General features: G+C 73.8%; 21 protein-coding genes and 5 tRNA genes. 15 read left to right on the top strand and 11 right to left on the bottom strand.

The window, feature by feature from the left end; genetic code table 11:
- The first annotated feature begins 43 nt into the window (after positions 1 to 43).
- The gene (locus KBX63_RS21755; RefSeq protein ID WP_210913586.1) at positions 44 to 1720 is read left to right on the top strand and encodes a GAF domain-containing sensor histidine kinase; all 1677 of its coding nucleotides are present in this window, start codon (positions 44 to 46) and stop codon (positions 1718 to 1720) included.
- A gap of 15 nt (positions 1721 to 1735) precedes the next feature.
- Here the strand turns inward: KBX63_RS21755 and KBX63_RS21760 are convergent, their stop codons facing one another.
- Positions 1736 to 2374, bottom strand: a complete 639-nt coding sequence (locus KBX63_RS21760) for a response regulator transcription factor (protein WP_210913443.1) — start codon at positions 2372 to 2374, stop codon at positions 1736 to 1738.
- A 222-nt stretch (positions 2375 to 2596) separates the two neighbouring features.
- On the opposite strand from KBX63_RS21760, the gene KBX63_RS21765 reads away from it, so the two are divergent.
- Positions 2597 to 3571, top strand: coding sequence for a nitroreductase (locus KBX63_RS21765; RefSeq protein WP_210913444.1), 975 nt, complete (start codon positions 2597 to 2599; stop codon positions 3569 to 3571).
- A 33-nt stretch (positions 3572 to 3604) separates the two neighbouring features.
- Here the strand turns inward: KBX63_RS21765 and KBX63_RS21770 are convergent, their stop codons facing one another.
- Positions 3605 to 4597 (bottom strand): NAD-dependent epimerase/dehydratase family protein, encoded by a 993-nt coding sequence (locus KBX63_RS21770; protein ID WP_210913445.1) that lies wholly within the window; start codon positions 4595 to 4597, stop codon positions 3605 to 3607.
- 248 nt (positions 4598 to 4845) lie between these two features.
- On the opposite strand from KBX63_RS21770, the gene KBX63_RS21775 reads away from it, so the two are divergent.
- A complete protein-coding gene (locus KBX63_RS21775; protein WP_210913446.1) occupies positions 4846 to 7209 on the top strand; it encodes an IPT/TIG domain-containing protein in 2364 nt (787 codons plus the stop codon).
- A 150-nt stretch (positions 7210 to 7359) separates the two neighbouring features.
- On the opposite strand, the gene KBX63_RS21780 is transcribed toward KBX63_RS21775, so the two are convergent.
- Positions 7360 to 7434 (bottom strand) — tRNA-Val (locus KBX63_RS21780).
- 46 nt (positions 7435 to 7480) lie between these two features.
- Positions 7481 to 7553 (bottom strand) — tRNA-Gly (locus tag KBX63_RS21785).
- 147 nt (positions 7554 to 7700) lie between these two features.
- On the opposite strand from KBX63_RS21785, the gene KBX63_RS21790 reads away from it, so the two are divergent.
- Entirely contained in the window at positions 7701 to 7943 is a 243-nt protein-coding gene (locus tag KBX63_RS21790; protein ID WP_210913448.1) for a DUF6458 family protein, read from the top strand.
- A 124-nt stretch (positions 7944 to 8067) separates the two neighbouring features.
- Here the strand turns inward: KBX63_RS21790 and KBX63_RS21795 are convergent, their stop codons facing one another.
- Complete coding sequence (locus KBX63_RS21795) at positions 8068 to 8886, bottom strand: isocitrate lyase/phosphoenolpyruvate mutase family protein (protein WP_307871790.1); 819 nt, start codon at positions 8884 to 8886, stop codon at positions 8068 to 8070.
- A 70-nt stretch (positions 8887 to 8956) separates the two neighbouring features.
- Between KBX63_RS21795 and KBX63_RS21800 the strand changes: the two genes are divergently transcribed.
- The 3 genes from KBX63_RS21800 (at position 8957) to KBX63_RS21810 (ending at position 10648) form a co-directional block, all read left to right on the top strand.
- Entirely contained in the window at positions 8957 to 9937 is a 981-nt protein-coding gene (locus KBX63_RS21800) for a helix-turn-helix domain-containing protein (RefSeq protein WP_210913450.1), read from the top strand.
- Positions 9938 to 10091: 154 nt separating this feature from the next.
- A complete protein-coding gene (locus KBX63_RS21805; protein ID WP_210913453.1) occupies positions 10092 to 10514 on the top strand; it encodes a hypothetical protein in 423 nt (140 codons plus the stop codon).
- On the top strand, positions 10511 to 10648 hold the full coding sequence (locus KBX63_RS21810; RefSeq protein WP_210913455.1) for a hypothetical protein: 138 nt from the start codon (positions 10511 to 10513) through the stop codon (positions 10646 to 10648). The genes KBX63_RS21805 and KBX63_RS21810 overlap by 4 nt, the downstream gene beginning before the upstream one ends.
- Before the next feature lie 96 nt (positions 10649 to 10744).
- Here the strand turns inward: KBX63_RS21810 and KBX63_RS21815 are convergent.
- The 3 genes from KBX63_RS21815 to KBX63_RS21825 all read right to left on the bottom strand — a co-directional run bounded on the left by KBX63_RS21815 (position 10745) and on the right by KBX63_RS21825 (position 11011).
- A tRNA-Val gene (locus KBX63_RS21815) sits at positions 10745 to 10819 on the bottom strand.
- Positions 10820 to 10833: 14 nt separating this feature from the next.
- A tRNA-Cys gene (locus KBX63_RS21820) sits at positions 10834 to 10904 on the bottom strand.
- Between the two features lie 34 nt (positions 10905 to 10938).
- Positions 10939 to 11011, bottom strand: a tRNA-Gly gene (locus KBX63_RS21825).
- 456 nt (positions 11012 to 11467) lie between these two features.
- On the opposite strand from KBX63_RS21825, the gene KBX63_RS21830 reads away from it, so the two are divergent.
- The 3 genes from KBX63_RS21830 (at position 11468) to KBX63_RS21840 (ending at position 15849) form a co-directional block, all read left to right on the top strand.
- The gene (locus KBX63_RS21830) at positions 11468 to 12070 is read left to right on the top strand and encodes a TetR/AcrR family transcriptional regulator (protein ID WP_210913457.1); all 603 of its coding nucleotides are present in this window, start codon (positions 11468 to 11470) and stop codon (positions 12068 to 12070) included.
- A gap of 102 nt (positions 12071 to 12172) precedes the next feature.
- Complete coding sequence (locus tag KBX63_RS21835) at positions 12173 to 12751, top strand: TIGR03086 family metal-binding protein (RefSeq protein WP_210913459.1); 579 nt, start codon at positions 12173 to 12175, stop codon at positions 12749 to 12751.
- Between the two features lie 167 nt (positions 12752 to 12918).
- On the top strand, positions 12919 to 15849 hold the full coding sequence (locus tag KBX63_RS21840; protein ID WP_210913461.1) for a M36 family metallopeptidase: 2931 nt from the start codon (positions 12919 to 12921) through the stop codon (positions 15847 to 15849).
- A gap of 49 nt (positions 15850 to 15898) precedes the next feature.
- On the opposite strand, the gene KBX63_RS21845 is transcribed toward KBX63_RS21840, so the two are convergent.
- On the bottom strand, positions 15899 to 16783 hold the full coding sequence (locus KBX63_RS21845; RefSeq protein ID WP_307871791.1) for a hypothetical protein: 885 nt from the start codon (positions 16781 to 16783) through the stop codon (positions 15899 to 15901).
- Positions 16784 to 16933: 150 nt separating this feature from the next.
- Here KBX63_RS21845 and KBX63_RS21850 point away from each other — a divergent pair, with 150 nt between their 5' ends.
- From KBX63_RS21850 to KBX63_RS21870, 5 genes are all read left to right on the top strand, one after another.
- Positions 16934 to 17602, top strand: coding sequence for a methyltransferase (locus KBX63_RS21850; RefSeq protein WP_210913462.1), 669 nt, complete (start codon positions 16934 to 16936; stop codon positions 17600 to 17602).
- Between the two features lie 9 nt (positions 17603 to 17611).
- Positions 17612 to 18799 (top strand): cytochrome P450, encoded by a 1188-nt coding sequence (locus KBX63_RS21855; RefSeq protein WP_210913464.1) that lies wholly within the window; start codon positions 17612 to 17614, stop codon positions 18797 to 18799.
- Positions 18800 to 18834: 35 nt separating this feature from the next.
- A complete protein-coding gene (locus tag KBX63_RS21860; RefSeq protein ID WP_307871792.1) occupies positions 18835 to 19683 on the top strand; it encodes a polysaccharide deacetylase family protein in 849 nt (282 codons plus the stop codon).
- Positions 19684 to 19772: 89 nt separating this feature from the next.
- Positions 19773 to 20705 (top strand): ATP-binding cassette domain-containing protein, encoded by a 933-nt coding sequence (locus KBX63_RS21865; protein WP_210913468.1) that lies wholly within the window; start codon positions 19773 to 19775, stop codon positions 20703 to 20705.
- On the top strand, positions 20702 to 21511 hold the full coding sequence (locus KBX63_RS21870) for an ABC transporter permease subunit (protein WP_210913471.1): 810 nt from the start codon (positions 20702 to 20704) through the stop codon (positions 21509 to 21511). The genes KBX63_RS21865 and KBX63_RS21870 overlap by 4 nt, the downstream gene beginning before the upstream one ends.
- A gap of 29 nt (positions 21512 to 21540) precedes the next feature.
- Here the strand turns inward: KBX63_RS21870 and KBX63_RS21875 are convergent, their stop codons facing one another.
- Positions 21541 to 22218, bottom strand: a complete 678-nt coding sequence (locus KBX63_RS21875; RefSeq protein WP_305798340.1) for a response regulator transcription factor — start codon at positions 22216 to 22218, stop codon at positions 21541 to 21543.
- Positions 22215 to 23816 (bottom strand): sensor histidine kinase, encoded by a 1602-nt coding sequence (locus KBX63_RS21880; RefSeq protein ID WP_210913473.1) that lies wholly within the window; start codon positions 23814 to 23816, stop codon positions 22215 to 22217. Before KBX63_RS21880 ends, KBX63_RS21875 begins: the two co-directional genes overlap by 4 nt.
- Positions 23817 to 23865 lie beyond the last annotated feature (49 nt).

Here is a 23865-nt window from a genome sequence, read left to right on the forward strand (position 1 = left end):
CCCGCAGCCCCGCGAGGAAGCCCAGGTGACCCCGTCGCTCGGGCTGAGCCCGCTGTCCCGGGTCCACCTCGACGAGCTACTCCAGGAGATGCTCGACCGGGTCGGCGAGGTGGTCACCAGCCGGGAGCGGCTGCGCGCCCTGCTCGACGCGGTGGTCGGCATCGGCACCAACCTGGATCTGCGCAGCACCCTGCAACGCATCGTGCAGGCGGCCTGCGAGCTCGCCGGCGCCCGGTACGGGGCGCTGGGCGTGGTCGGCCCGGACCGGCTGCTGTACGACTTCATCGTGCACGGCATCACCCCCGAGCAGCACGCGCAGATCGGCGACCTGCCGCACGGGCGGGGCGTGCTCGGCCTGCTCATCGACGACCCCCGGCCGCTGCGGATGCCGGACATCACCCAGCACCCCCGCTCCTACGGCTTCCCGGCCAACCACCCGCCCATGCACAGCTTCCTGGGCGTGCCGGTGCGCATCCGGGAGCAGGTGTTCGGCAACCTCTACCTCGCGGAGAAGCAGGGCGGCGCGCAGTTCACCGACGACGACGAGGAGATCGTGGTCGCGCTCGCCGCCGCGGCCGGCGTGGCCATCGAGAACGCCCGCCTGTACGCCCTGGCGCACCGGCGGGAACGCTGGCTGGCCGCGACCGCCGAGATCACGTCGGTGCTGCTCGGCGAGGTCCGCCGCACCGACGCGCTGGCGCTGGTCGCCCGCCGCGCCCGGGAGGTCGCCGAAGCCGAGCTGGCGCTGGTCCTGCTCTACGACACCGACACCGCGCAGTTCACCGTCGAGGTGGTCGACGGCGCCGACGAGCAGGCCCACGCGCTGGTCGGCACGGTCCTGCCGGCCGCCGACACCAGCTTCGGCGCGGCGATCGCCGAGGGCCGGCACGACCAGGTGGACAACCTCGCGCACGCCGCCCCGTGGCCGGCGCTGCTGCACACCGGGCCGGCGGTGATCTCACCGCTGGCCACCGCCGAGACCCTGCACGGCGTGCTGGTGGTGGCACACCGGCCGGAACGCGGTGGCGGCGCCAGTGAGGACGACGTGGCCCTGCTGGGGAGCTTCGCCGGGCAGGCCGCGCTGGCCATGGAACGGGCCCGCGGTCAGGAGGAGCGGGAGCTGCTGGTGGTCCTGGAGGACCGTGAGCGGATCGCCCGCGACCTGCATGACGTGGTGATCCAGCGACTCTTCGCCACCGGCCTGCAACTGCAGAGCGCCGCGCCGATGATGACCCGCCCGGAGGTGGCCAAGCGGATCAACGCCGCCGTCGACGATCTCGACGCGACCATCCGGGACATCCGCCGGACCATCTTCGAGTTGCGTACGCCGATGACCGCGGCTCTGCGTACCGAGATCCGTGAGGCGGTCGAGGTGGCCGCCGAGTCGTTGGGCCACAAGCCCCACCTGGAGCTGACCGGGCCGGTGGACAGCGCCGTCCCGGACGCGGTCCGCCCGGACCTCACCGCCGTGCTGCGCGAGGGGCTGTCCAACGCCGTCCGCCACGCGCAGGCCAGCCAGGTCACCGTTGCCGTACGCGTCGACGCCGGCCACGTCACCGTCACGGTCGCCGACGACGGGGTGGGCTGCGACCCGAGCGCGGCCCGGGGTGGCCTGGTCAACCTGCGCGAACGCGCCGAACGTCACGGCGGCACCTTCACGATCCGCCCGGTCGACCCCCACGGCACCGAGGTGAGCTGGTCCGTGCCGCTGCGCGACTGACCCGCGCGGGCCGGGTCAGGGGGTCTTGCCGAGCAGCCGGGTGGCCAGGACGGCGGCCTGCGTGCGGCGCTCCAGGCCGAGCTTGGCCAGCACACTGGAGACGTAGTTCTTCACCGTCTTCTCGGCCAGGAACATCTTCCCGGCGATCTCCCGGTTGGTCAGCCCCTCCGCCACGTACTCCAGGATCCGCCGCTCCTGCTCGGTGAGCGACTTCAGCTCACGCGGCTGCTCCACGCCGTTGCGGATGCGCTCCAGCACCCGGGCGGTGATCGCCGGGTCGAGCAGCGACTGCCCGGCCGCCACCCGGCGCACCGCGTCGACCAGGTCGGTGCCGCGGATCTGCTTGAGCACGTACCCGGAGGCACCGGCCATGATCGCCGCGAACAGCGCCTCGTCGTCCTCGTAGGAGGTGAGGATCAGGCCCTTGATGGACGAGTCGACGGCGCGCACGTCCCGGCACACGTCGATGCCGTTGCCGTCGGGCAGCCGCGCGTCGAGGATCGCCACGTCGGGCTTCAACGCCGGAATACGGCGGGCCGCCTCCAGCGCCGAGCCGGACTCGCCGACCACCTCGATGTCGCCGCCGCTCTGCAACAGGTCGGCCAGGCCACGGCGGACGACCTCATGGTCGTCGAGGAGGAACACCCGGATCATTCCTCGTTTCTACCCGGGCACCGCGTGTGGTGCACGGGCCAAAGGTCCCGACCAGGACGGTCCGAGGTCCGGGGTGGGGCCGGCGCACCAGCCAGGGACAATCGGGCCCGACGGGTCGGGACGTCCGGCCCTGCCCGGCACCCGCCCGGCGGACGGACCGTGGGGGTACGTCCGACGTCGGGGCACCACCGGCCGCCGGCCCACCGGGAAAGGAGCACCGCCATGGACACCGGCTACACATCGGTCCACCTGCGGACCGCCGCCGTGGACGCGGTCCGGGCACCCTCCCTGCACAACAGCCAGCCGTGGCGGCTGCGGCTGCGCGACGGCGGGATCGAGGTGCTGGCCGACCCGGCCCGGCGGCTGCCGGCGACCGACCCGAGCGGGTGGGGTGTCCGCATCGCCTGCGGCGCGGCGCTGTTCAACCTGCGGATCGCGCTGGCCGTGGCCGGCGTCCCGGCCCGGGTGCGGCTCCGCCCCGACCCGGCCGAGCCGGACCTGCTGGCCCGTATGGTCCCGGACGTCCCACGCCGGCCCACGCCCGGCGAGCAGAGCCTGTACGCCGCCATCCCCCGCCGGTTCAGCAACCGGATGCCGTTCTGGCCGAACCCCGTGCCGGCCGACGCACGGTGGCGGCTCGGCGAGGCGGCCCGCGCCGAGCAGTGCTGGCTGGAGCTGTTGATCGGCGTGAGCGCGGTCTCCGCGTTCGGCGAGATCGCCCGCGGCGCTCACCGGGTGCTGGAGCGCGACCCCGCCTACCGGTCCGAGCGCGAGCGGTGGCTCCGCCGGGAGCCCGCGCCGGACGGCGTGCCCGCCTCGGCCGGCGGCCCGCAGAGCGAGCCGCAGGACGTGCTGCCGGCGCGCGGCTTCGGCGGGCGCGACCGGGCTCCCGGGCGCGACTTCGAGCCGGAGCCGCTGGTCGGGGTGCTCGGCTCGATGGGCAACACCGCCGTGGACCAGGTGGTCGCCGGGCAGGCCCTGCAACGGGTGCTGCTCACCGCCACCGACGGCGGGCTCAGCGTGTCGCTGCTCTCCCAGCCGATCGAGGTACCCACCGCGCGGGAGCAGCTACGGCTGTCACTGGGCCGGTTCGGCATGCCGCAGATGGTGCTGCGGATCGGGTACGGCCAGCCCGGCCGGCCGACCCCGCGCCGCAGTGTCGACGAGGTGCTGGACGTGCCGGCGGTGCCGGCCTGAGCCGGCACCACCGCCCGCGAGAGACGAGCCCGTTCACGCGGTGAGCAGCGCCGCCTCCCGCGCCGGGTCCAGCCCCACCGTCACCCGCCGCGGCTTGCCGGCGCGGGGCGGCACGGACCCAACCGCGCGCAACCAACGCCAGGTGTCGGCGACGGTCTCCGTCACCGGGCGGCATTTCAGGCCGGCCGCGTATGCCTTCTCCACCCCACGTTCCTGCAACCACCGGAACTCGTGGCGCGGTGGAATCCAGATCGGCAGGTCGTTCCAGGGGACGACGCCGGCGGCGAGGATCGGTTCCGGATCGGTCCAGCGCAGCGTGGCGCCGGAGCCGGTCACCGTGACGACCGAGTCCAGCAGCTCCCCCATCGTGGCGTGCCCCGGGCGGCTGATCACGTTGAACGCACCGCCGACCCCCTCGGCGGCCCGGTCCAGCGTCCACCCGACCAGGTCGCGGACGTCGATGTACTGCAGGGGCAGGTCCACCGGGCCGGGCGCGAGCACGTCACCGCCGCGGTCCACCCGCTGCAACCACCAGGGCAGCCGGCCGATGTCCTCCCCGGGCCCGAGGATCAACCCGGCGCGCACCAGCAACGCCCGCTCGCCGTAGACCTCCGTCGCGGCCAACTCTCCGCCCGCCTTGCACTCCGCGTAGTCCCCGTCGACGGCGTCGGCGCTCGCATCCACGGTTGGCGCCTCCTCGCCGACGTGCGCCGGCACCGGCGTGGCGTAGACCGATCCGCTGGAGATGTAGGCGTAGTGCGGGACCGTGGCGACCAGCGTGCGAGCCGCGTCCCGCACCGCCCGCGGGGCGCCGTCCCAGGTGTCGACCACCAGGTCGAACTCGCCGCCCGCCAGCGCCGCCAGGCCGTCCGGCGCGGTCCGGTCACCCCGCAACCGGTGGACGCCCGGCGGCGGCGACCCGTGCATCCCCCGGTTGAACACCGTCACCGACCAGCCCCGGCGTACCGCCTCGGCGACCGTCGCCCCACCCACGAAACCCGTCCCGCCCAGCACCAGCAGTCTCATGCGTCCACCCTGCCGGGTGATGGCGACGGGCGGCACCTGTGTTCACCGGTAGCGGATCTCCCCACAGCAGAACGGGCGCTCGACCGGTCTCCGTGGAGAGACCAGGCGGACACACAGCGTAGCCGTGCCGTAACCCTGTGCGTTCGTTGTCGTTCAGTCGGTGACGGGCAGCCTCAGACCAACTGTGCCCGGGTCAACTCAAACGAACGGGGGAAGCGGTGCCTTCTGTCCTACAGAGATTCGGGGCGGTGTCGACGGCGACATTGCTCGGTGCGCTGGCCAGCGTGGGCTTCAGTGCGCCGGCGCAGGCGCAACCGGGAAGCGCCAGCGCGAGAGGCGTCGTCGTCGACCTGTCCGCCGAGGTCCTCGACGTCGCGGTGATCAGCGCAGGGGCCGTCATCGGCACGGCGACCGCTCCGCCGGGCGGTGGCACCGACACCTCGACGTCGCTGGCGATCTCCGTGCCGGGTGCGGTGGGGGTCAGCGCGAGCGGCACCGTCGAGGAGGTCACGGCCACCCGGGCGCCGGGCGTCTCGTCCGCGCTGTCGCGGGTGAACGGGCTCAACCTCGATGTGCTCGGTATCGACGTCCTGGACGCCACCGAGGTCTCGGCGAGTGTGTCGTGTCCGCTCGTCGGCCCGCAGACCGCCGACACGACGCTGGTCGACCTGGAACTGCTCGGCTCCGCGGTCACCCTGGCGGCCAACGGCCCCACCGTGATCGCGAGCACCGCCGTGACGGTGGCGGGCCTGGCCGGTGCCACCCTCACCGCCTCGTTGACCCGTACCGAGGTCACCACCGCACTGGGTGCCACGGCGGTCGCCGTACGCGCCACCCTCACCCTCGCCGGCACCGTCCTCGGAGCGCCGGTGACCATTCCGGTCGGCACCGTGATCGTCGCGGAGGCCACCTGTGAGCGACCGCCCATTCCCGCCCCGCCCACGGCGGCGACGATCGTGCCGGATGAGGGTCCGCAGTCGGGTGGACAGACGGTGACGATCACCGGCACGGGCTTCGTTCCCGGTGGCACCACCGTCACCTTCGACGGGACACCGGCCACCGACGTGGTCGTCGCCCCGAACGGCACGTCACTGACCGCCGTGACCCCACCCGGCGCGGTCGGACCCGCCTCGGTGGTGGTGAGCACCCCCGGCGGTACGGCGGCACCCTTGCAGTACACGTACCTCGCCGACGGCAGCGACGCGGTGATCACCAACCTGACACCCACGTCCGGACCGACCTCGGGCGGCACCACCGTGACGATCACCGGCACCGGCCTCACCGGAGCCACCCAGGTCACCTTCGACGGCGTGCCCGGCACCGACTTCACCGTCAACCCGGCCGGCACCACCATCACCGTCGTCACCCCGCCGAACGCCGCCGGACCAGCCACCGTCGAACTGGTCTTCCCCGCCGGCGAGGTCACCGCACCCACCTTCACCTACGTCGCACCGACCATCGAGTCGGTCGTACCGAACCAGGGCCCCAGCACCGGCGGCACCACGGTCACCATCACCGGCACCGGCCTCGGCGCCGCCACCGGCGTGAACTTCGGTGACACCCCCGGCGCCAACGTCGTGGTGGACCAGACCGGAACGTCCCTCACCGTCGTCACACCACCGGGCGCCCCCGGCGCCGTCGACGTCACCGTCCTCATCCCCGGCGCCAACGCCACCGCACCCGACGCCTTCACCTACCAGGCCGCCCCGCCGGCATCGGCGGCGATCACGCCCGATGAGGGCCCGCAGTCCGGTGGGCAGACGGTGACGATCACCGGTAGCGGCTTCGTTCCCGGTGGCACGACGGTCACCTTCGACGGGACACCGGCCACCGATGTGGTCGTCGCCCCGAACGGCACGTCACTGACCGCCGTGACCCCACCCGGCGCGGTCGGACCCGCCTCGGTGGTGGTGAGCACCCCCGGCGGTACGGCGGCACCCTTGCAGTACACGTACCTCGCCGACGGCAGCGACGCGGTGATCACCAACCTGACACCCACGTCCGGACCGACCTCGGGCGGCACCACCGTGACGATCACCGGCACCGGCTTCACCGGAGCCACCCAGGTCACCTTCGACGGCGTGCCCGGCACCGACTTCACCGTCAACCCGGCCGGCACCACCATCACCGTCGTCACCCCGCCGAACGCCGCCGGACCAGCCACCGTCGAACTGGTCTTCCCCGCCGGCGACGTCACCGCACCCACCTTCACCTATCAGGCCGCCCCACCGATCGTGGACACCCTCAGCCCGGGCCAGGGGCCCACGAACGGTGGCACCACCGTGACCGTCATCGGCTCAGGGTTCGTGCCCGGCCAGACGACGGTCAGCATCTGCGGGCGGACCATACCGGCGAATGAGGTGACGGTGGCCGCCGACGGGCGCTCGTTGAGCTTCCGCACGCCCGCCTGCCGCTCAGGCGACACCATCGTCACGGTGAGCACCCCGGGCGGGGTGTCGAACGGACTGACGTTCCGCTACGTCGGGCAGATCCTGCCCGTCACCGGTGACTCCCTGGGCACACCGCTCACCTTCGGCGCGATGCTGACAATTCTCGGCGCGTTCCTGGTGCTGTTCACCCGCCACCGCAGACACAACAGCGCGTTGAAGTGACGACCGCACCCGTCCGGCCAGGGCCCTACGGGGCAGTGGCCGGACGGGCACGGTACCGACAGCACGGTCAGTGACGTTGACGCAGCGAGTCGACGTGGCCCGGCGCGGAACGGCTCGTCACCGGTATTCCGGTGACGAGCCGTTCTTCGTTGGTGGGCGATACTGGGTTTGAACCAGTGACCTCTTCCGTGTCAGGGAAGCGCGCTCCCACTGCGCCAATCGCCCGTGGTGACCGCCCGAACCGGTAGCCAGGCCCGTGGGGCGGATCGCGAGCGGACGACGGGATTCGAACCCGCGACCCTCACCTTGGCAAGGTGATGCGCTACCAGCTGCGCTACGTCCGCACGTCCCCGGTGTGCGCCGGCGACAGGTGAACTCTACCCGACCGCAAGATCGCCCGGAGCGCCACCCTGGGTGGGTGGCGGTTGCGCTGGTCGGCACCGGGGTACTGAAGGACTCGACAGCGCACCACATCCCCTAAGGAGGCTGTCGTGGGTATCGGCACCAGCATCTTCCTGATCGCGCTCGGCGCGATTCTCACCTTCGCGCTGGACGCGAGCGTCGGCGGTATCAACCTCGACGTGGTCGGCTGGATCCTGATGGCGGCCGGTGTGCTCGGCCTGATCATGACCACGCTGATCTGGGGTCGTCGCCGCGAGGTGGTCACCACCAGCGAGCAGCCGGTGGAGTACCGCCAGGTCGAGGAGCGGCGGGACATCGCCCCGCCGCTGTGACACCCCCTGTCCGCCGCCGGCGGAACACGCGATCCCGGGCCGGCCGCCTCGATCGAGGTGGCCGGCCCGTCGCACCCGTGACCCCGGCGCGCCGCAGGCGGCACCGCCGCGCGGCCCTCGCCGGTCACCGCATCAGCGCGTTGAGCGTTCCGTAGTCGAGGGTGTCCGCCAGCGCGCCATACGTGCCCGCGCCAAGGGCCTCGTCCGCTGCCCGGCGGGCGACCGCGTACGCGGCCTCCGCGACCGACGAGCCGAGGCTCACCCGGGCCACGCCCAGCCGGGCCAGGTCCCCCACTGCCGGCGCACCCGGCCCGGCGAGCACGTTCAGCGGCGCGGGCACCGCCTGCACCAGCGCGCGGATGGTCACCAGGTCCACCACCCCGGGCACGAAGATGCCGTCCGCGCCGGCGGCGAGATAGGCGGCGGCCCGGGCCACGGTCTCGTCGACGTCCCCGGCGCCGCAGAGGAACGTGTCGATCCGGGCGTTGACGTAGAGCGACAGCCCCGCCGCGTCGGCCGCGCCCCGCACCGCGCAGATCCGGGCGCACTGGTCGGGCAGGTCGCGCAACGGCGGCCCTGCCTCACGTCGGGCGTCCTCGACGTTCACGCCGACGGCACCGGCGCCGAGCACGGCGCGGGTGGTCACGCCGACCTCCGCCGACGTCACCCCGTACCCGGACTCGATGTCCGCGGTGACCGGCAGCGACACCGCGGCGGCGACCCGGCCGACCAGGTCGACGGCCGCGTCGCGTCCGAGGACGTCGCCGTCGGGCGCACCCAGGCTCCAGGCGACGCCGGCGCTGGTGGTGGCCACCGCGCGGGCGCCGGCGGCCGCCACGATGCGGGCGCTCGCGGCGTCCCAGGCGTTGACCAGGACCAGCGGCGACCCGGGTGTGTGCAGGGATCGGAACAGTTCAGCTCGGGTGTGGTGGTGTTCACTCACCCGGCAAGTCTCGGCCGGCCCCGACCCCGGCGGTAATGTTTCAGTCCCAGCTGAATCCACCGGGGGTGCCGTGGTCGCCATCAGCATGTCGGCGGGTGCGGTCGCCCGCATCCGGTTCGCCGTCTCCTGCCTGTGGGAGGTCGTCGCGAGCGTCCGGGTGCTGCGCAACCCCGCGGACCACGCCGTCCACCTGCCCTGGGTACGCCGGGTCCGTCCGCCGCTGGTCGAAGCCGGGTTGGTCGGCCCGGACGGCGGGCTGCTCTGGCAGCTGGTGCCGGCCCGGCCCGGCTACCTGGCCGACTTCCTCACCCCGCCGCCCGCCGGCCTCATCCCGGACCTGGCCGCCGAACTGGCCGCCCTGCGCGACACCCCGGCCGACACCGTGCGTGCGCACCTGGACCTGTACCCGGGCGACCGCACGCCGGCGCTCGCCGCCCTGTACGCCGACCCGCCGGCCGGGCTGCGCCGGCTGACCGGGGAGATCGAGGCGTACTGGCGGATCGCCCTGGCCCCGCACTGGCCACGGCTACGGCTGCTGCTCGACGCCGACGTCACCGCCCGCGCCCGCCTGCTCGCCGAGGACGGCGCGGCGGTTCTCCTCAACGACCTGCACCGGCAGGTCCGGTGGGAGGACGACACCCTGCTCGTCGCGCAGCGGCACTGCCTGGCGCCGGACGTCGCGGACGGCCCGGGCCTGGTGCTGGTGCCGTCGGTCTTCGTCTGGCCGTCGGTGGCGAGCGTGTCCGCCGGGGACGCGCCGCAGCTCGCCTATCCCGCCCGTGGGCTCGGCACGCTCTGGGAGCGCCCGAGCGGCGTCCCGGACGCGCTGGCCGCCGTCCTCGGTCGCGGGCGGGCCCGGCTGCTCACCGAACTGACCGGGCCGGTGAGCACCACCGAGCTGGCCCGGCGTAGCGGGATGTCACCCGGCGGGGTCTCCCAACACCTCACCGCGTTACGCGCGGCCGGCCTGGTGGTGACCCACCGGCGGGGCCGGACAGTGCTCAGCGCCCGCACCGACCTCGCCGAGGCGCTGCTCTCCGCGGCGGGGTAGGAGCGTTGTCGCTGGTGAAGGGCGTTCCGACCGCGCGTTAAGATCCGGAACGTGGAGTCCCTCGACGCGGTGCTGGCCGCGCACCGCGCGTACCTGCTCGGTTGGAACATCGGCGCACCCGGGGGGTCCCGACCTACCGACCTACCGCAGCGATGTGCCACACACGTCCCTCAACGGCGTGCTGCGCGTGGCCGGACGCACGCCGCAGGCCGCGCTCACCGAGGCCCGGCACCGCCTCGACGGCGTACCTCGGGTCTGGTGGGTCGGCCCGGACAGCGACGCTGACACGGCCGACGGCCTGGTGTTCCTCGGCGCCGTCGAGGTCGCCCTCCTGCCGATCATGACCGTGGTGATCGAGGCCGCGGCCGACGCGCCGACGCCGGCCGGGTTGCACATCGCCGAGACCACCGACGTGGACGCGTTCGTCCGGGCCTATGCCCGGGTGTCCGGAATCCCGGCGGAAGGCGTGGCGGTGACGATCGACCGGGAGAAGGCGTTCACCGGCGACGGCACGGTGATCAGGCTGGCCGGCCACCTCGACGACGGCCGGATCGGCAGGGCGTCGGCGCGGCGATGACCAGGGCGGCGCTCGACCTGGCTGCCGAGCGGGGCGTCCGCACGGCAGCACTCACCTCGATTCCCGTCGGCGAGCCGGTCTACCGCCGCCTCGGCTTCCGCACCGTGGGCACGTTCCGGCTGCTGACCTTCTGAGCCGAGCCGGGGGTGGCCCATGCTCAGCGGGCCCCCGGATGCAGAAAAGCTCGCTACCGGGACCCGGTAGCGAGCTGTCTGACCTGCTCATCGAACTGGTGGGCGATACTGGGTTTGAACCAGTGACCTCTTCCGTGTCAAGGAAGCGCGCTCCCACTGCGCCAATCGCCCGTGCCTTGTTGCTGAGGTGGGGACGGGATTTGAACCCGCGTACACGGCTTTGCAGGCCGTTGCCTCGCCTCTCGGCCACCCCACCGAGGTTGCCCCCGTCGTACGTGGCGGCAGCTCCGAGCGGACGACGGGATTCGAACCCGCGACCCTCACCTTGGCAAGGTGATGCGCTACCAGCTGCGCTACGTCCGCACGCCCCCGGCGTTCCCGGGTGACGGATGAGAACTTTAGCCGAGCCGGTGAACGACTGCCAACTCGGGGTCCGCGTCGGCGCGTCCCTCCCCACCGTGCCCGCACGGTGCGGGGTGATCGACTCCGCATCCCCGATGTCGGGGCATCTGCCACCCGGGGACAACGCGGCATCGCCGACGTCGAGCCGATCACCTCGGGCCAGCTTCCTAGGGGGCTGACCTGGGCCTCACTGGCCGTCACCGTCCCGGGTCGCCGGGGGATGCCGGTCCGCGGTCGGTGGGGCGGCGGCCGACAGGCGTCCCCGTGCGCCGGTCGGTGCCGGCGGACCTCGACGAACGCCCCTAGAAGAACGAGGGAAGGCAGCATCGGGAAGTGTCCGGCTTCCGACTGTCGCATCGCGGATCGGACGGTAGCGGTAACTGTTCGTGTTCGGTCCGATGGGCTACGGTAACGGTCGTGACGAGACGTGCGGCCGAGATCCGCCTGGATGCCCTGCTGCGCACCGCCTGTGACGTGATCGTTGAGCGCGGTCTGGCCAACACCCGGACGGCGGACGTGGCGCAGGCCGCCGGCGTCAGTCAGGCCCTGGTTTTCTACCACTTCGCCACCAAGGAACGGTTGCTCGCGCAGGCGTTCGCGTACGCGGTCGAGCAGGATCTGGCCCGGCTGGACGCGGTGACCCGATCCTCGGCCCCGCCGCTGACCAAGCTCCGCCGGATCCTCAAGCTCTACACACCGGCCGGGCGGGCCACCTCCTGGTCCATGTGGATCGACGGCTGGTCGGAGTCGCTGCGCACCCCCGAGCTGGAGAAGGTCTCCCGCCGGCTCGACCTGCGCTGGCGGCAGGACCTGGCCGCGGTGATCTCCGCCGGGGTCGCCGACGGCACCTTCCAGTGCGCCGACCCGGACGGGGCCGCCTGGCGGATCAGCGCGGTGATGGACGGCCTGGCCGTGCAGCTCGCCGTGCACGACCGGGTGATCTCCCGTCGGCAGTTCGGCGAGTGGGTCCGCCTGGTCACCGCCCGGGAGCTCGGCCTGGACCTGACCGACCTGGACTGATCCGCTGGCGGCCACCCGCCGGCCCGATGGATCGGCGGATCACCCTGCCGTGGCCGGGCAAAACCGCTCGGCCCACCACGCCCGCCCGGAACAATCGGCAGCATGGATCTGCTGGAGGCGTACCGCCGGAGCCTGGCCGAGTTCATCGACCGGGTGGACCAGGTCGGGCCCGGCCAGTGGTCCGACCCGACACCCTGCCCGGACTGGGACGTTCGCGCGCTGGTCAACCACGTGGTCAGCGAAGGCCGGTGGAGCGTGCCGCTGCTCGCCGGCCGGACCGTCGACGAGGTCGGCGGCCGGTTCGACGGCGACCAGCTCGGCGCCGACCCGGCCATGATGGCGCGGGAGGCGGCCGCGCAGGCCGAGATCGCCGCCACCCATCCCGGCGCGCTCGACCGCACCGTGCGCCTCTCCGCCGGCGACACCCCGGCCGACGAGTACCTCCAGCAGCTCCTCGCCGAGCACCTGGTGCACGGCTGGGACGTGGCGGTGGCGATCGGCGCCGAGCCGCGACTGGACCCGGATGTGGTGCCGGTGTGCGCCCGGTGGTTCGCCGGCCGGGTCGACGACTACCGGCGCGACGACCTGGTCCGGACCGGGGCGCGGGTGTCCACCGACGACGAGCAGGACCACCTCCTTGCCGCCTTCGGCCGCGACCCCGACTGGGCGCCGGGCGGCTGAGCGCGCCGCGCCCGTGGGCGCTCCACGTTGATTTATCTCGATCTGTCGGCGCGTCACCGCGCCCGGACCTTGCCGCCACCTCGACCGGCTGATATCCACAGATGCGCATGCTTACCGCGCAGCGTCGGCCGGCGGCCGCCGGCCATCCGCTCCCACGAGGAGGTCCCGTGCCACAACCGGAGTGGTCACCCCCGATGAGCCGGCGCCGACGCCGGCTCATCGCCGTCCTGGCGTCGACGGCGACGGTCGCCGCGCTGCTCCCCACCGGCGTGAGCACCGCAGCCCCCACGGGCGGCGCGCCGTCCGCCGAGCGCTCGTCCGGGCCGTTCGCCGAAGGGCACCAGCACGCCGACGTCGACAACCGCCGCGGTACGGCGGCACCGGACGCCCGCCAACGCGGGCTGGCCCGCGCCGCCGACCCGGACGTGCGATGGAACCGGCTGGGCACTCCGCAGGCGCTCGGCCCCGGCCGCGCCCCGCTCGCCACCGGGCTGCCCACCGACCCGGAAGCCGCCGCCCGCGCCTACCTGGCCGCCAACCAGGACCTGTTCGGGATGGACGCCGCCGCGGTGGCCGACCTGGAACGGGTGCTGGTCCGGCCGATCGGCAGCGGAGCCGTGGTCACCCTGCGGCAGCGCTTCGGCGACCTGCCGGCCGGGCCGGACGGCCTGGTCACCGTCGCGGTCACCGGCGGCACGGTGCTCTCGGTCAGCTCCTCGCTGGCCCGCACCACCGGCGCACCCGCGCCGGCCACCCGCACCGCCGAGCAGGCGTACGCCGCCGCGCTCGCCGACGCCAAGCTGGACGCCACCGCGGTGGCCAGCCACACCGTGCGCGCGGTGGCCGTACCGACCCCGTTGGACGGACCCCGGGCCGGGTACGAGGTGACCCTGATCGGCGCGGACACCGACCACCCGGCCGCGTTCACCAGCTACGTGGACGGCATCACCGGGCAGGTGCTGGTTCGCGAGGACCTTGTCGACTTCGACTCCGACAACCCGAGCTGGGCGGTCTTCCCGGCCACCCCGCCACGCAACCTCGGCCCTGGGCAGGACCCCCGGGTGCGCTGGTGCGGCGACCCCGCGCCGGGCTGCCAGGCCGCCTTCCGCGACCCGGCCACCGGCCAGCCATGGGATGTCGACGCGGCCACCGGCACACCCACCTTCACCTCGCGCGGCAACTCGGCCAACACGGTGCTCTCCTGGGGTGCCGGCACGCCGGTCGTCCCGGCCACCCCCAGCCCGGAACGCCGCTACGAGTACCCGTTCACCGACCAGTGGCACCAGGCCCGGTGCAACCCGGAGGTGTTCACCTCGGCCCAGCGCAACGACGCGGACGCGGCGATCTCCAACCTGTTCGCCATGCACAACCGGATGCACGACTGGGCGTACCAGCTGGGCTTCACCGAGTCGGCGTGGAACCTCCAAGCGGTCAACCTGAAGCCGGGCGGCCTTGGCGGCGACGCCGAGCAGGGCCGCGCGCAGCAGGGCGCGCTGACCGGCAACCGGAACAACGCCAACCAGGGCACCCCACGCGACGGGCTGCCGCCGACCACCAACATGTACCTGTGGCAGCCGCAGGCCGGCGGGCCGTACCCGCCGTGTGTCGACGGCGACTACGACATGACGGTGATCGGCCACGAGTACACCCACGCGATCAGCAACCGGATGATCGCCGGCCCGGACAGCGGGATCGGCGGCCACCAGGGCGGGTCGATGGGTGAGTCGTGGAGCGACCTGCTCGCCGCCGAGTACCTCTACCAGAACGGGCTGCGGGCCCCCGGCGAGACGCCCTTCGTCACCGGCGGCTACGTCACCGGCAACCTGGTCAGTGGCATCCGCAACTACGACCTCAGCCGCAGCCCGCTCAACTACTCCGACATCGGCTACAACACCGGTGGGCCCGCCGTGCACGCCGACGGGGAGATCTGGGGCGCCACCAACTTCCGGGTCCGGTCCGCGCTGGTGAAGCGGTACGGCCTCGGCACCCCGCAGCGGCAGCTGGAGTGCGCGCAGGGCAAGGTCGCCGCCGACAAGTGCCCGGGCAACCGGCGCTGGTCCCAGCTCGTCTTCGACTCGTTCCTGCTCCAGGCGGCCAGCCAGGTCAGCATGCTCGACATGCGGGACAACATGCTCACCGCCGACCTGCTCCGCTTCGGCGGCGCCAACCAGGACCTGATCTGGGCCGAGTTCGCCCGCTCCGGGATGGGCCGCGACGCCGTCACCAACGGCGCCGCCGACACCGATCCCACGCCGAGCTTCGCCTCGCCGAGCGGCGGCAACGCGACGCTCACCCTGCGGCCGCGCGGGGACAGCGCCGACGCGCCGATCCGGGTGTACGTCGGGGAGTACGAGGCGCGGGCGATGCCGGTGGCGGACACCGACCCGGCGACGCCGCTGCCGGACACCGTGGAGCTGGTGGCCGGCACGTACAACCTGCTCGCCGTGGCACCCGGCTTCGGGCACCAGCGGCTCAGCGTGGTCGCGAAGGCCGGTCACGACGGGTACGTGGACCTGCGGATGAGCCGCAACCTCGCGTCCACGGCGTCCGGCGCCACGATCACCGGTGACGGGGTCAACCTGGACCGGATCGCCGACGACACCGAGGCGACGAACTGGGCCTCGCGGGACGGGGTGGCCGGCCGGGAGCTCACCGTGGCACTGCCCGGGGACGCCCCGCAGGTGGTCAAGCGGGTGAACGTCAGCGCGATGCTGCGACCGGCGATCGTCGGCGACGCCGACACCGGCAGTCAGAACGCGCTCAGCGCGCTGCGGTCGTTCGCGGTGTCCGCCTGCAACGCGAAGACCACCGACTGCGCGGATCCGGCGCGCTGGCAGCGGATCTACACCAGCGCGGGCGACGCGTTCCCCGGCGGGGCGTACCGGGCGTACACCCGGGACATCAACCTCCGGACGTTCGCGGTGCCCACCACGCTCGCCACCCACCTGCGACTGGAGGTGCTGGCCAGCCAGTGCACCGGCGGCCCGCACTACGCCGGTGAGCAGGACGACGACCCGGCCACGACGACGGACTGCGCGACCGCCAGCCCGGCCCGGGACCAGGTCAGGATCGCCGAGTTCCAGGCGTTCTCGAAGTGACACCGTCGGGGCCGGCGGACCTCCGCCGGCCCCGACGGCCACCCCCCGATCAGCGGCGGGCCGGCCGCCAGCGATCGGCCGGGGGTCGCTCCCAGCGCCGGTCCACCGGTGGGTCGTCCGCCTCGGTGGTCGCCGTCCGCGTCAGGTGGCGCAGCCGCAGCAGCAACCCCATCCCCAGCGAGAGCAGCAACCCGCCGAGCAGGAACGCGGCCTGCACCAGGCCGAAACCGCCGGACTGTGCGACCGGACGGCCGGCGCCGGCAGCCGGCGGCGCGGCGTCGATCGGTTGGTCGCCGACCGGCTCGTCCGCCGGACCGCTCTCCGCCCCGGCCGGCTCGCTCGCCGGGTCGCTCGGCTCCACCGGTGTCGCGGTCGGCTCCGCCGCCGCGCTCGGGGTGCCGCCCGCCCCCACCACCGAGCGGGTGGCCGTCTGCCGGGCCAGCAGGCGCAGGTTCGCGTCGTACGCCTCCGCGGCGAGAGTGACCCGTCCGTCGGTGACGTCCTCGGCGAAGGCCACCCGGTAGCGGGCGGTGACCGTGCGGCCCGGGCAGAGCGTGCCGGGGTCGAGCTGCCGGTCGGTCAGCCGGGCCACGTCGCCCTCGGTCCGGATCTCCAGCGGAAACGCGCCGGTCTCCTCCACCCGGTCCATCTTCACCTGGTCCAGTCGGATGCCCTGCACGCTGAGCACCATCGACCAGCGCACCTTCACGCATCCACCGCGCCGGTCCGTCCGGGAGACCACCGCGGAGACCGTGCGCACCTGGTCGCCGGCGGTGAACCGGGCCGGCAGACCACTCAGCTCGGTGGTGAACGCCGCCCGCGCCGGAGCCGCGAGCACCAGCTCCACGCCGCTCAGACAGGCCAGCACCACCCCGAGCCTCAGCGCGTACCGCCACACCGTCACCACCGCCGTCCTCCGTTCGGTCGTCCCCACCCCGAAACGCTAGGAGCGCGGCGTCGACCCGACCAGACGGGTGTGTTCGCACCGGACGGCAAGCACGGGGCGGGTTTTCACCGACGGTGGTGAACCGGTCACTGCTCCCCCGCGACACGCCGGGCGCCTGGTCGCTGGGACAATCCCCGGGTGTCCGAACTCTCCACCACCTTCGTCCGGCTCAACGCCCGGCTCGCACCGGTCGCCTTCGTTCCGGAGGTGCGGCTGCACCAGGCGGACGAGCCGATCGGGCTCTGGGAGCTGACCGAGGGTGAGTTCAGCAGCGACCGGCCGCCGCCGTTCTGGGCCTTCGCCTGGGCCGGCGGTCAGGCGCTCGCCCGCTACGTGACCGACCACCCGGAGCGGGTCGCCGGCCGCCGGGTGCTCGACCTCGCCTCCGGCTCCGGTCTGGTGGCCATCGCCGCCGCCCGCGCCGGCGCGGCGTCGGTGCGGGCCGTCGAGGTGGACGAGTTGGCGGTCGCGGCCGTCGCCCTCAACGCCGAGGCCAACGGAGTACGCGTCGACGCCGAGTTCGGCGACATCCTCGACGGCGACGCCGGGGACGCCGAGGTGGTGCTCGCCGGGGACGCCTTCTACAGCGAGGCGATGGCCCGCCGGATGCTGCGGTTCCTGCTCCGCGCCACCCGCGCCGGCGCCCTGGTGCTGGTCGGGGACCCCGGCCGGGCGTTCCTGCCCCGGGACCGCTTCGACGAGCTGGCCCACTATGACGTGCCGGTGCCGGAGGCCCTGGAGAGCGTCCGGGTGAAGCGCACCACCGTCTGGCAGTTGCGGGCCGGGCTGCCGGGAGCCGCCGGCTAGCGTGTCGGCGTGCTGTTCCGGAGCTGGGGATCCGCGGTCGAGGCACCCTGGCCGGACGTGGCCACGGTGGCCGACCACGTCGGCGTACGCCATCTGGTGGTCACCCGACACGCGCTGGTCCGCCACGTCCTCGCCGACCCGCTCACCTATCGGCCGGACAACGCGCTGGACGCGGTCACCCCGATGCCGGTGACGGCGCTGCGGGTGCTCGCCGGGCATCGGTTCCGGCTGCCGCCCACCCTCGCCAACAACTCCGGTGCCAGCCATCCGGCCATCCGGTCGATCGTCGCCGGCGCGCTGCACCCCGCCCGGGTCGCCGCGCAGCGCCCCTGGCTCACTGCGCTGGTCCGGGACCGGGTCACCCGGCTGAGCGCCACGCTCGACGCCGGCGAACCGGTCGACCTCTACGCGGAACTCGCCGCCGACCTGCCATTGCTCGTGCTGGCCCGACTGGTCGAGCTGCCGGACGCGCCGGTCGGCGCGGTCAAGGAGTTCGCCCGGGCCGCGCTGGAGCTGTTCTGGGCGCCACTGGACGCCGACCGGCAGGCGGCACTCGCCACCGAGGTGGGCAGGTTCCACGGTGTGCTGCGCGACTTCGCGGCCACCGGCGGCGGGCTGGCCGCCGAACTGCGTGCGGCCGGGCACGCGCCGGACGTGGTGGTCGGCGCGCTCTTCTTCCTGCTCGTCGCCGGACAGGAGACGACCTCGCAGTTCCTCACCCTGCTGCTGCACCGGCTGGCCGGCGAACCCGCAGTGCGGGCCGGGCTCCGCACCGGCGAGGTCGCGGTGGCCGACGTGGTGGAGGAGGGGCTGCGGCTGGAACCCCCGATCGTCACCTGGCGCCGGGTGGCGGCGGCGGACAGCACGCTGGGCGGGACCGCGGTGCCGGCCGGCACGACCCTCGTACTCTGGCTGGCCCGCGCCGGCCGGGACCCGGCAGTCGTCGAATCGCCGGACGAGTTCCGCCCCGGCCAGCGCGGATCGCGTCGGCACCTGGCGTTCGGGGCGGGCGCGCACCGCTGCGTCGGCGACGTGCTGGCCCGGATGGAGGCAGCCGTGGTGGTGGCCGAGGCCACGCCGCTGCTGGACGGTGTGCGGGTGATCCGCCCACCCTGGTGTCCGGACAATCTCACCTTCCGGATGCCGGACACCTTCGTCGTCCGCCGTCGGGAGGACGCGACCACCACACCGAGCTGATCGGCTCCTGACCTCAACTCGGTAGATTGCCGTGCGTGTCAGCCGCCCCTGCTCGTCGGATCCGTTTCGTCGTCCCGTTTCTGGCCCTGCTGGCGCTGAGTGCCTGCGCAGCCGGCCCCGGCCACACGTTCCACGCCCGGCAGATCACCGCGGGCCAGCCGAGCCCATCCGCCTCGGCCCTCACCCCGTCGGCCTCGCCGTCCGCGACGGCGAAGCCCGCGCCCGGAAGCGTGGCCTGGTACGTGTCCCAGGTGCCGGCCTTTCCCGAGGCGCCACCGCCACAGCCGGTGCCGCTGCCAGCGACCGGCGCGTCCCCGTTCTGGCACCGCCTGCCGACCGACCAGAAGGTCGCCTTCATCACCATCGACGACGGAGGACTGGCCCGCCCACCTGCGGTGATCGACTTTATCTGGGCGGCGCGCATCCCGGTCACGATGTTCCTGAACTCACCGGCGGCGGCGGAGCACACCGACTACTTCCGGCAGATCGAGGCGGTGGGCGGGGTCGTCGAGAACCACACGATCACGCACACCTCGCTGGCTGGCCGGTCGTACGCCTACCAGAAGCAGGAGATCTGCGGTGCGGCGGACAGGTTGGAGGCACTGTTCGGCAAGCGCCCGACTCTGTTCCGCCCGCCGTTCGGCAACCACGACGCCACCACGTTGCAGGCCGCACACGACTGCGGCGCGAAGGTGGTCTTCCACTGGACCGAGACCGTCCACGAGGGGAAGGTGCGCTACCAGACCCCGGAAAAGGTGATCCAACCCGGCGACGTGCTGTTGATGCACTTCCGACCGGCGCTGATGGACGACCTGCTCGCGGCGTTGAAGGCGATCCACCGGGCAGGGCTCACCCCGGCACTGCTGGAGCAGTACGTACGGTGATCAGCCCGCCACCGACCTGACGAAAGTCAGGGGTGGGTGGTGCCGTTCGGGCGCGGTGGGGCACCGGTCCGCGCGCCTAGCGTCAGCGCATGATCACATTACGTGGGTTGACGAAACGGTTCGGGGCGACCGTCGCGGTCGACGCGTTGACCGTCGACGTCGCGCCCGGCCGGGTCACCGGCTTCCTCGGCCCGAACGGCGCCGGCAAGTCCACCAGCATGCGGATGATCCTCGGCCTGGACCGTCCCACCGCCGGGCAGGCGCTGATCGGCGGCCGGGCGTACCGGGAGTTACGCCGCCCGCTGCACGAGGTGGGTGCGCTACTCGACGCTCGGGCCGTCCACCCCGCCCGGGCCGGTCGGGCGCACCTGCTGGCCATGGCCCGCAGCAACGGCATCCCGGCCCGCCGGGTGGACGAGGTGCTCGACACCGTCGGGCTGGACGGGCGCGCCGCCGCCAAGCCGGGCCGGACCCTCTCCCTCGGCATGGGCCAGCGGCTCGGCATCGCCGGCGCCCTGCTCGGCGATCCGCCGGTGCTGATGTTCGACGAGCCGGTCAACGGCCTCGACCCGGACGGGGTGCGCTGGGTTCGGCAGCTGATGCGCTCGCTGGCCGACCAGGGGCGGACGGTCTTCGTCTCCAGCCACCTGATGAGCGAGATGCAGCTCACCGCCGACCAGCTCGTGGTGATCGGCCGGGGACGGCTGCTCGCCGACGCGCCGATCGACGACGTGATCGCCGGCAGCACCGTGGCCGTCCGGGTCCGCAGTCCGCACCCGGACGGGCTGGCCACCCTCGCCACGCGCCTCGCCGCCAACGGCGCCACCGTCGAGTCGGTCGGCCCCGACGAGCTGACCGTCACCGGGACCACCGTCGACCGGGTGGGTGACCTGGCGTACGAGCTGGGGGTGCGGTTGCACGAGCTGAGCCCGCACAGCGCGTCGCTGGAGCAGGCGTTCATGGAGTTGACCGCCGACAGCGTCGAGTACGCCGGCGGTCCGACCGGAAGCGGGGCACGATGAGCACGCGAACCATCCCGGACACCCGTCCCGCCCCGGCCGCCCCGGCCGCCCTCCGCGGCGCGGTGGCCGCCGAGTGGACCAAGCTGTTCTCGGTACGGACCACCTGGTGGACGGCGCTGGCCGGGCTTCTGGTGATGGCCGCGAGCGCCGGGCAGCTCGCCATCTACGCCGCCAACGACAACACCAACGACGACCCGGCCGACGACCGCGGGATCCTCACCGCCGGCAGCGTGATGATCGGCTCGGTCGAGCTGACCCAGTACGCGGTGCTGGCGCTGGGTTTGCTGGCGATCACCGCCGAGTTCACCAGCGGCACCATCCGGACCACCCTGCAGTGCACCCCGTCCCGCGGTCGGGTGCTGCTGGCCAAGGCCGTGGTCGCCGGCACGGTCACCTTCGCCTTCGGGCTGCTGCTCGGCGGCGTCGGCGCGCTGGTCGCCCGGCCGGTGCTCGGCGAGTGGGGCCGCGCGCCGGCCGCCGGCACGATCGGCGACATCGCGGCGGTGGCGACCTACCTGGCGCTGGTCGGCGTGCTCGCGCTGGGCCTCGGTGCGGCCCTGCGCAGCGCGGTGCTCACCCTCACCGTGCTCTTCGCCACCCTGATGATCGTGCCGCTGTCGCTCCAGGAACCGGACATCGCCGTGCTGAACCGGATCGCCGACGTGTTCCCCGGCGTGGCCGGTGCGCACTTCCTGGCCGGCGACACCGAGCCGTACCCGGGCGCGGTCGGGCTGCTGCTGCTCGCCGGGTGGGCCGGCGCGGCGCTGCTGCTGGGCCGTGCCGCGCTGCGCCGCCGCGACGCCTGAGTGCTGAGCGGGGGCTCCCGGGCCCCCGCTCAGCCGTCGACCAGCCCCGCCTCGTACGCGATGATCGCCGCCTGCACCCGGTTGCGGACGTCCAGCCGGGTGAAAATGCTGGTCAGGTAGCTCTTCACGGTGCCCTCCACCAGGTGCAGCCGGCGGGCGATCTCCGCGTTGGACAGCCCCGCCCCGACCAGGGCCAGCACCTCCCGCTCCCGCTCGGTCAGCCCGGCCGTCCGGTCCCGCGCGGCGGGCCGGCGGGCCAACCGTCCGGCGTCCAGCTCGATCACCCGGCGGGCCACCCGCGGCGACAGGTACGCGCCGCCCTCGGCGACCGCGTGCACCCCGGCGATCAGCTCGCGGGGGTCACCGGCCTTGAGCAGGAACCCACTGGCACCGTGCCCGAGCGCCCGGGCCACGTGGTCGTCCTCGCCGAAGGTGGTCAGCATCAGCGTGGCAGTGTCCGGCGCCACCCGGCGGATCTCGGCGGCGGCGGCCAACCCGTCCAGCCGCGGCATCCGGATGTCCAGCAGCGCCACCCGGGGCCGGTGCGCGCGGACCAGCTCCACCGCAGTCCGCCCGTCGCCGGCCTCGGCGACCACCTCGATGCCCGGGTCGGCGGCGAGGATGGCGCGGACGCCGGCCCGGATCATCGCCTCGTCGTCGGCGAGGACCACCCGAACCGGCGTGGCTGCGAAGGCGTCCATGGTCATCCCGCGATCCGCTCCTTGCTGACCAGTCGGCCATCGGTGAAACAGAGCCGCCAGGTCGGTTCGGCGAGGGGAAAGTTGCCGTCGGTGTACCACTCGCAGCCGGCCTCCTCCGCGCCGATCGGCGGGGTGAGCTGCCGGCGGGGCAACCCGGCCAGGTCGGTGCGCGCGGTGCCGGGCCGCATCCGGTCGAACGACGACTCGTCGAGCACCGTGCCGGCCGTGGCGAACGAGTAGTAGACCAGCGACAGGGCCAACGCCAGCCCGGCCGGGGCGGCGAGCGCGGTCAACAGGCTGCGCCGTACCCGGCGGCGGGCCTCGAGCAGCCGCCGCTCGGCGTCGACCGGCCGCTCCCCGCCTCCACCCTCGACCAAACCGGCGTCGGTCACCGCCACGGGCTCGGCGGTCACGGCCGACCACCGCCCGGCGGGAACGACGCCGGCCGGGTCGGCGGACAGCGGCAGCCGGGCCCGTACCGAGAAGCCACCGTCCGGGCCTGGACCGGTGTCCAGGACCCCGCCAGCCAGCCGGACGCGCTCGGCGAGGGCGAGCAGACCGCTGCCGGAGGACGGCGGGCTGGGCAGCGGGCCGGCCGGTGGCGGCCCGTTCCGCACCCGCACCTCGATCTCGTCCCCGCAGGGGGCGAGAGTGACGATGACCGGGGCGCCCGGGGCGTACCGGGCCGCGTTGGTGAGCGCCTCCCGGACCACCCCGTGCGCGGCCGGCCCGGTCATCCCGGGCAACTCCACGGCGCCGGGCGGAGCGTCCAACCGCACCGCCATCCCGGCCTCCCGAGCCCCGTCCACCAGGTCGGCGACCGTCTCGCCCGCCGGTCGGAGCCCCGCCGGGCCGTCCTCCTCCCGGAGCACCCCGATGATGCCGTGCAGCCGTTCCGTGGCGGCGGCGACTCTGGCTCGCAGCTCCCCCACCGCCGCCCGGTGCCCGGGGTCGAGGTCCTCGGTGAGCTCCAGCGCGGCGGCGCGCAACGCGATCAGGCTGAGGTCGTGGCCGAGAGAGTCGTGCATCTCCTCGGCGATCCGGGCGCGCTCACGCAACCGGATCCGCTCGGCGGCACCGCGCTGCTCGCGCGCCAGCGCGTCGGCGTGCCGCCCGCCCGCGTCGGCCAACTCCCGCTGCTGCCGGCGGTACCGGCCGACCAGCCACGGGAACACGCCGGCGAACAGCAGCACCGAGGCGAGCAGGAACCAGGTGCCCGCCCCGGTGCCGAGCAACCCCAGGTTCACCGCCGTGCCGGCGACCGCGATCACGCCGAACAGCACGGCCGCCGGGGCCGCCCCGGCGCTGCGCCGCCCGGTCAGGTAACTGAACACCGGGATGGCGAACACGAAGTTGCCGTCGACCAGTGACCCGAGCACCACCAGCAGCAGACCGACCAGCGGGCGACGCCGCCCCAGTGCCACCGCCACGGCCAGCACCGTCAACCCACCGACCAGCAACGCCAGGTTGTGCCGCGAGTGCGGCGGGGTCAGCCTGGCGTACCCGATCGGGGCGGCGAGCACCACCCAGAGCAGCACGTCCGGCAGACCCTGCCACCGCGCCACCCCCGACGCACCGAACGCCGGCCACCTCGCGAACCTCACGGCGGTCAGGCTACCCACGCCCGACCTGGCCGGACACTGACGAAAGTCA

This window comes from Micromonospora sp. U21 (assembly GCF_018070045.1).
In the GTDB taxonomy this organism is placed as follows: domain Bacteria; phylum Actinomycetota; class Actinomycetes; order Mycobacteriales; family Micromonosporaceae; genus Micromonospora.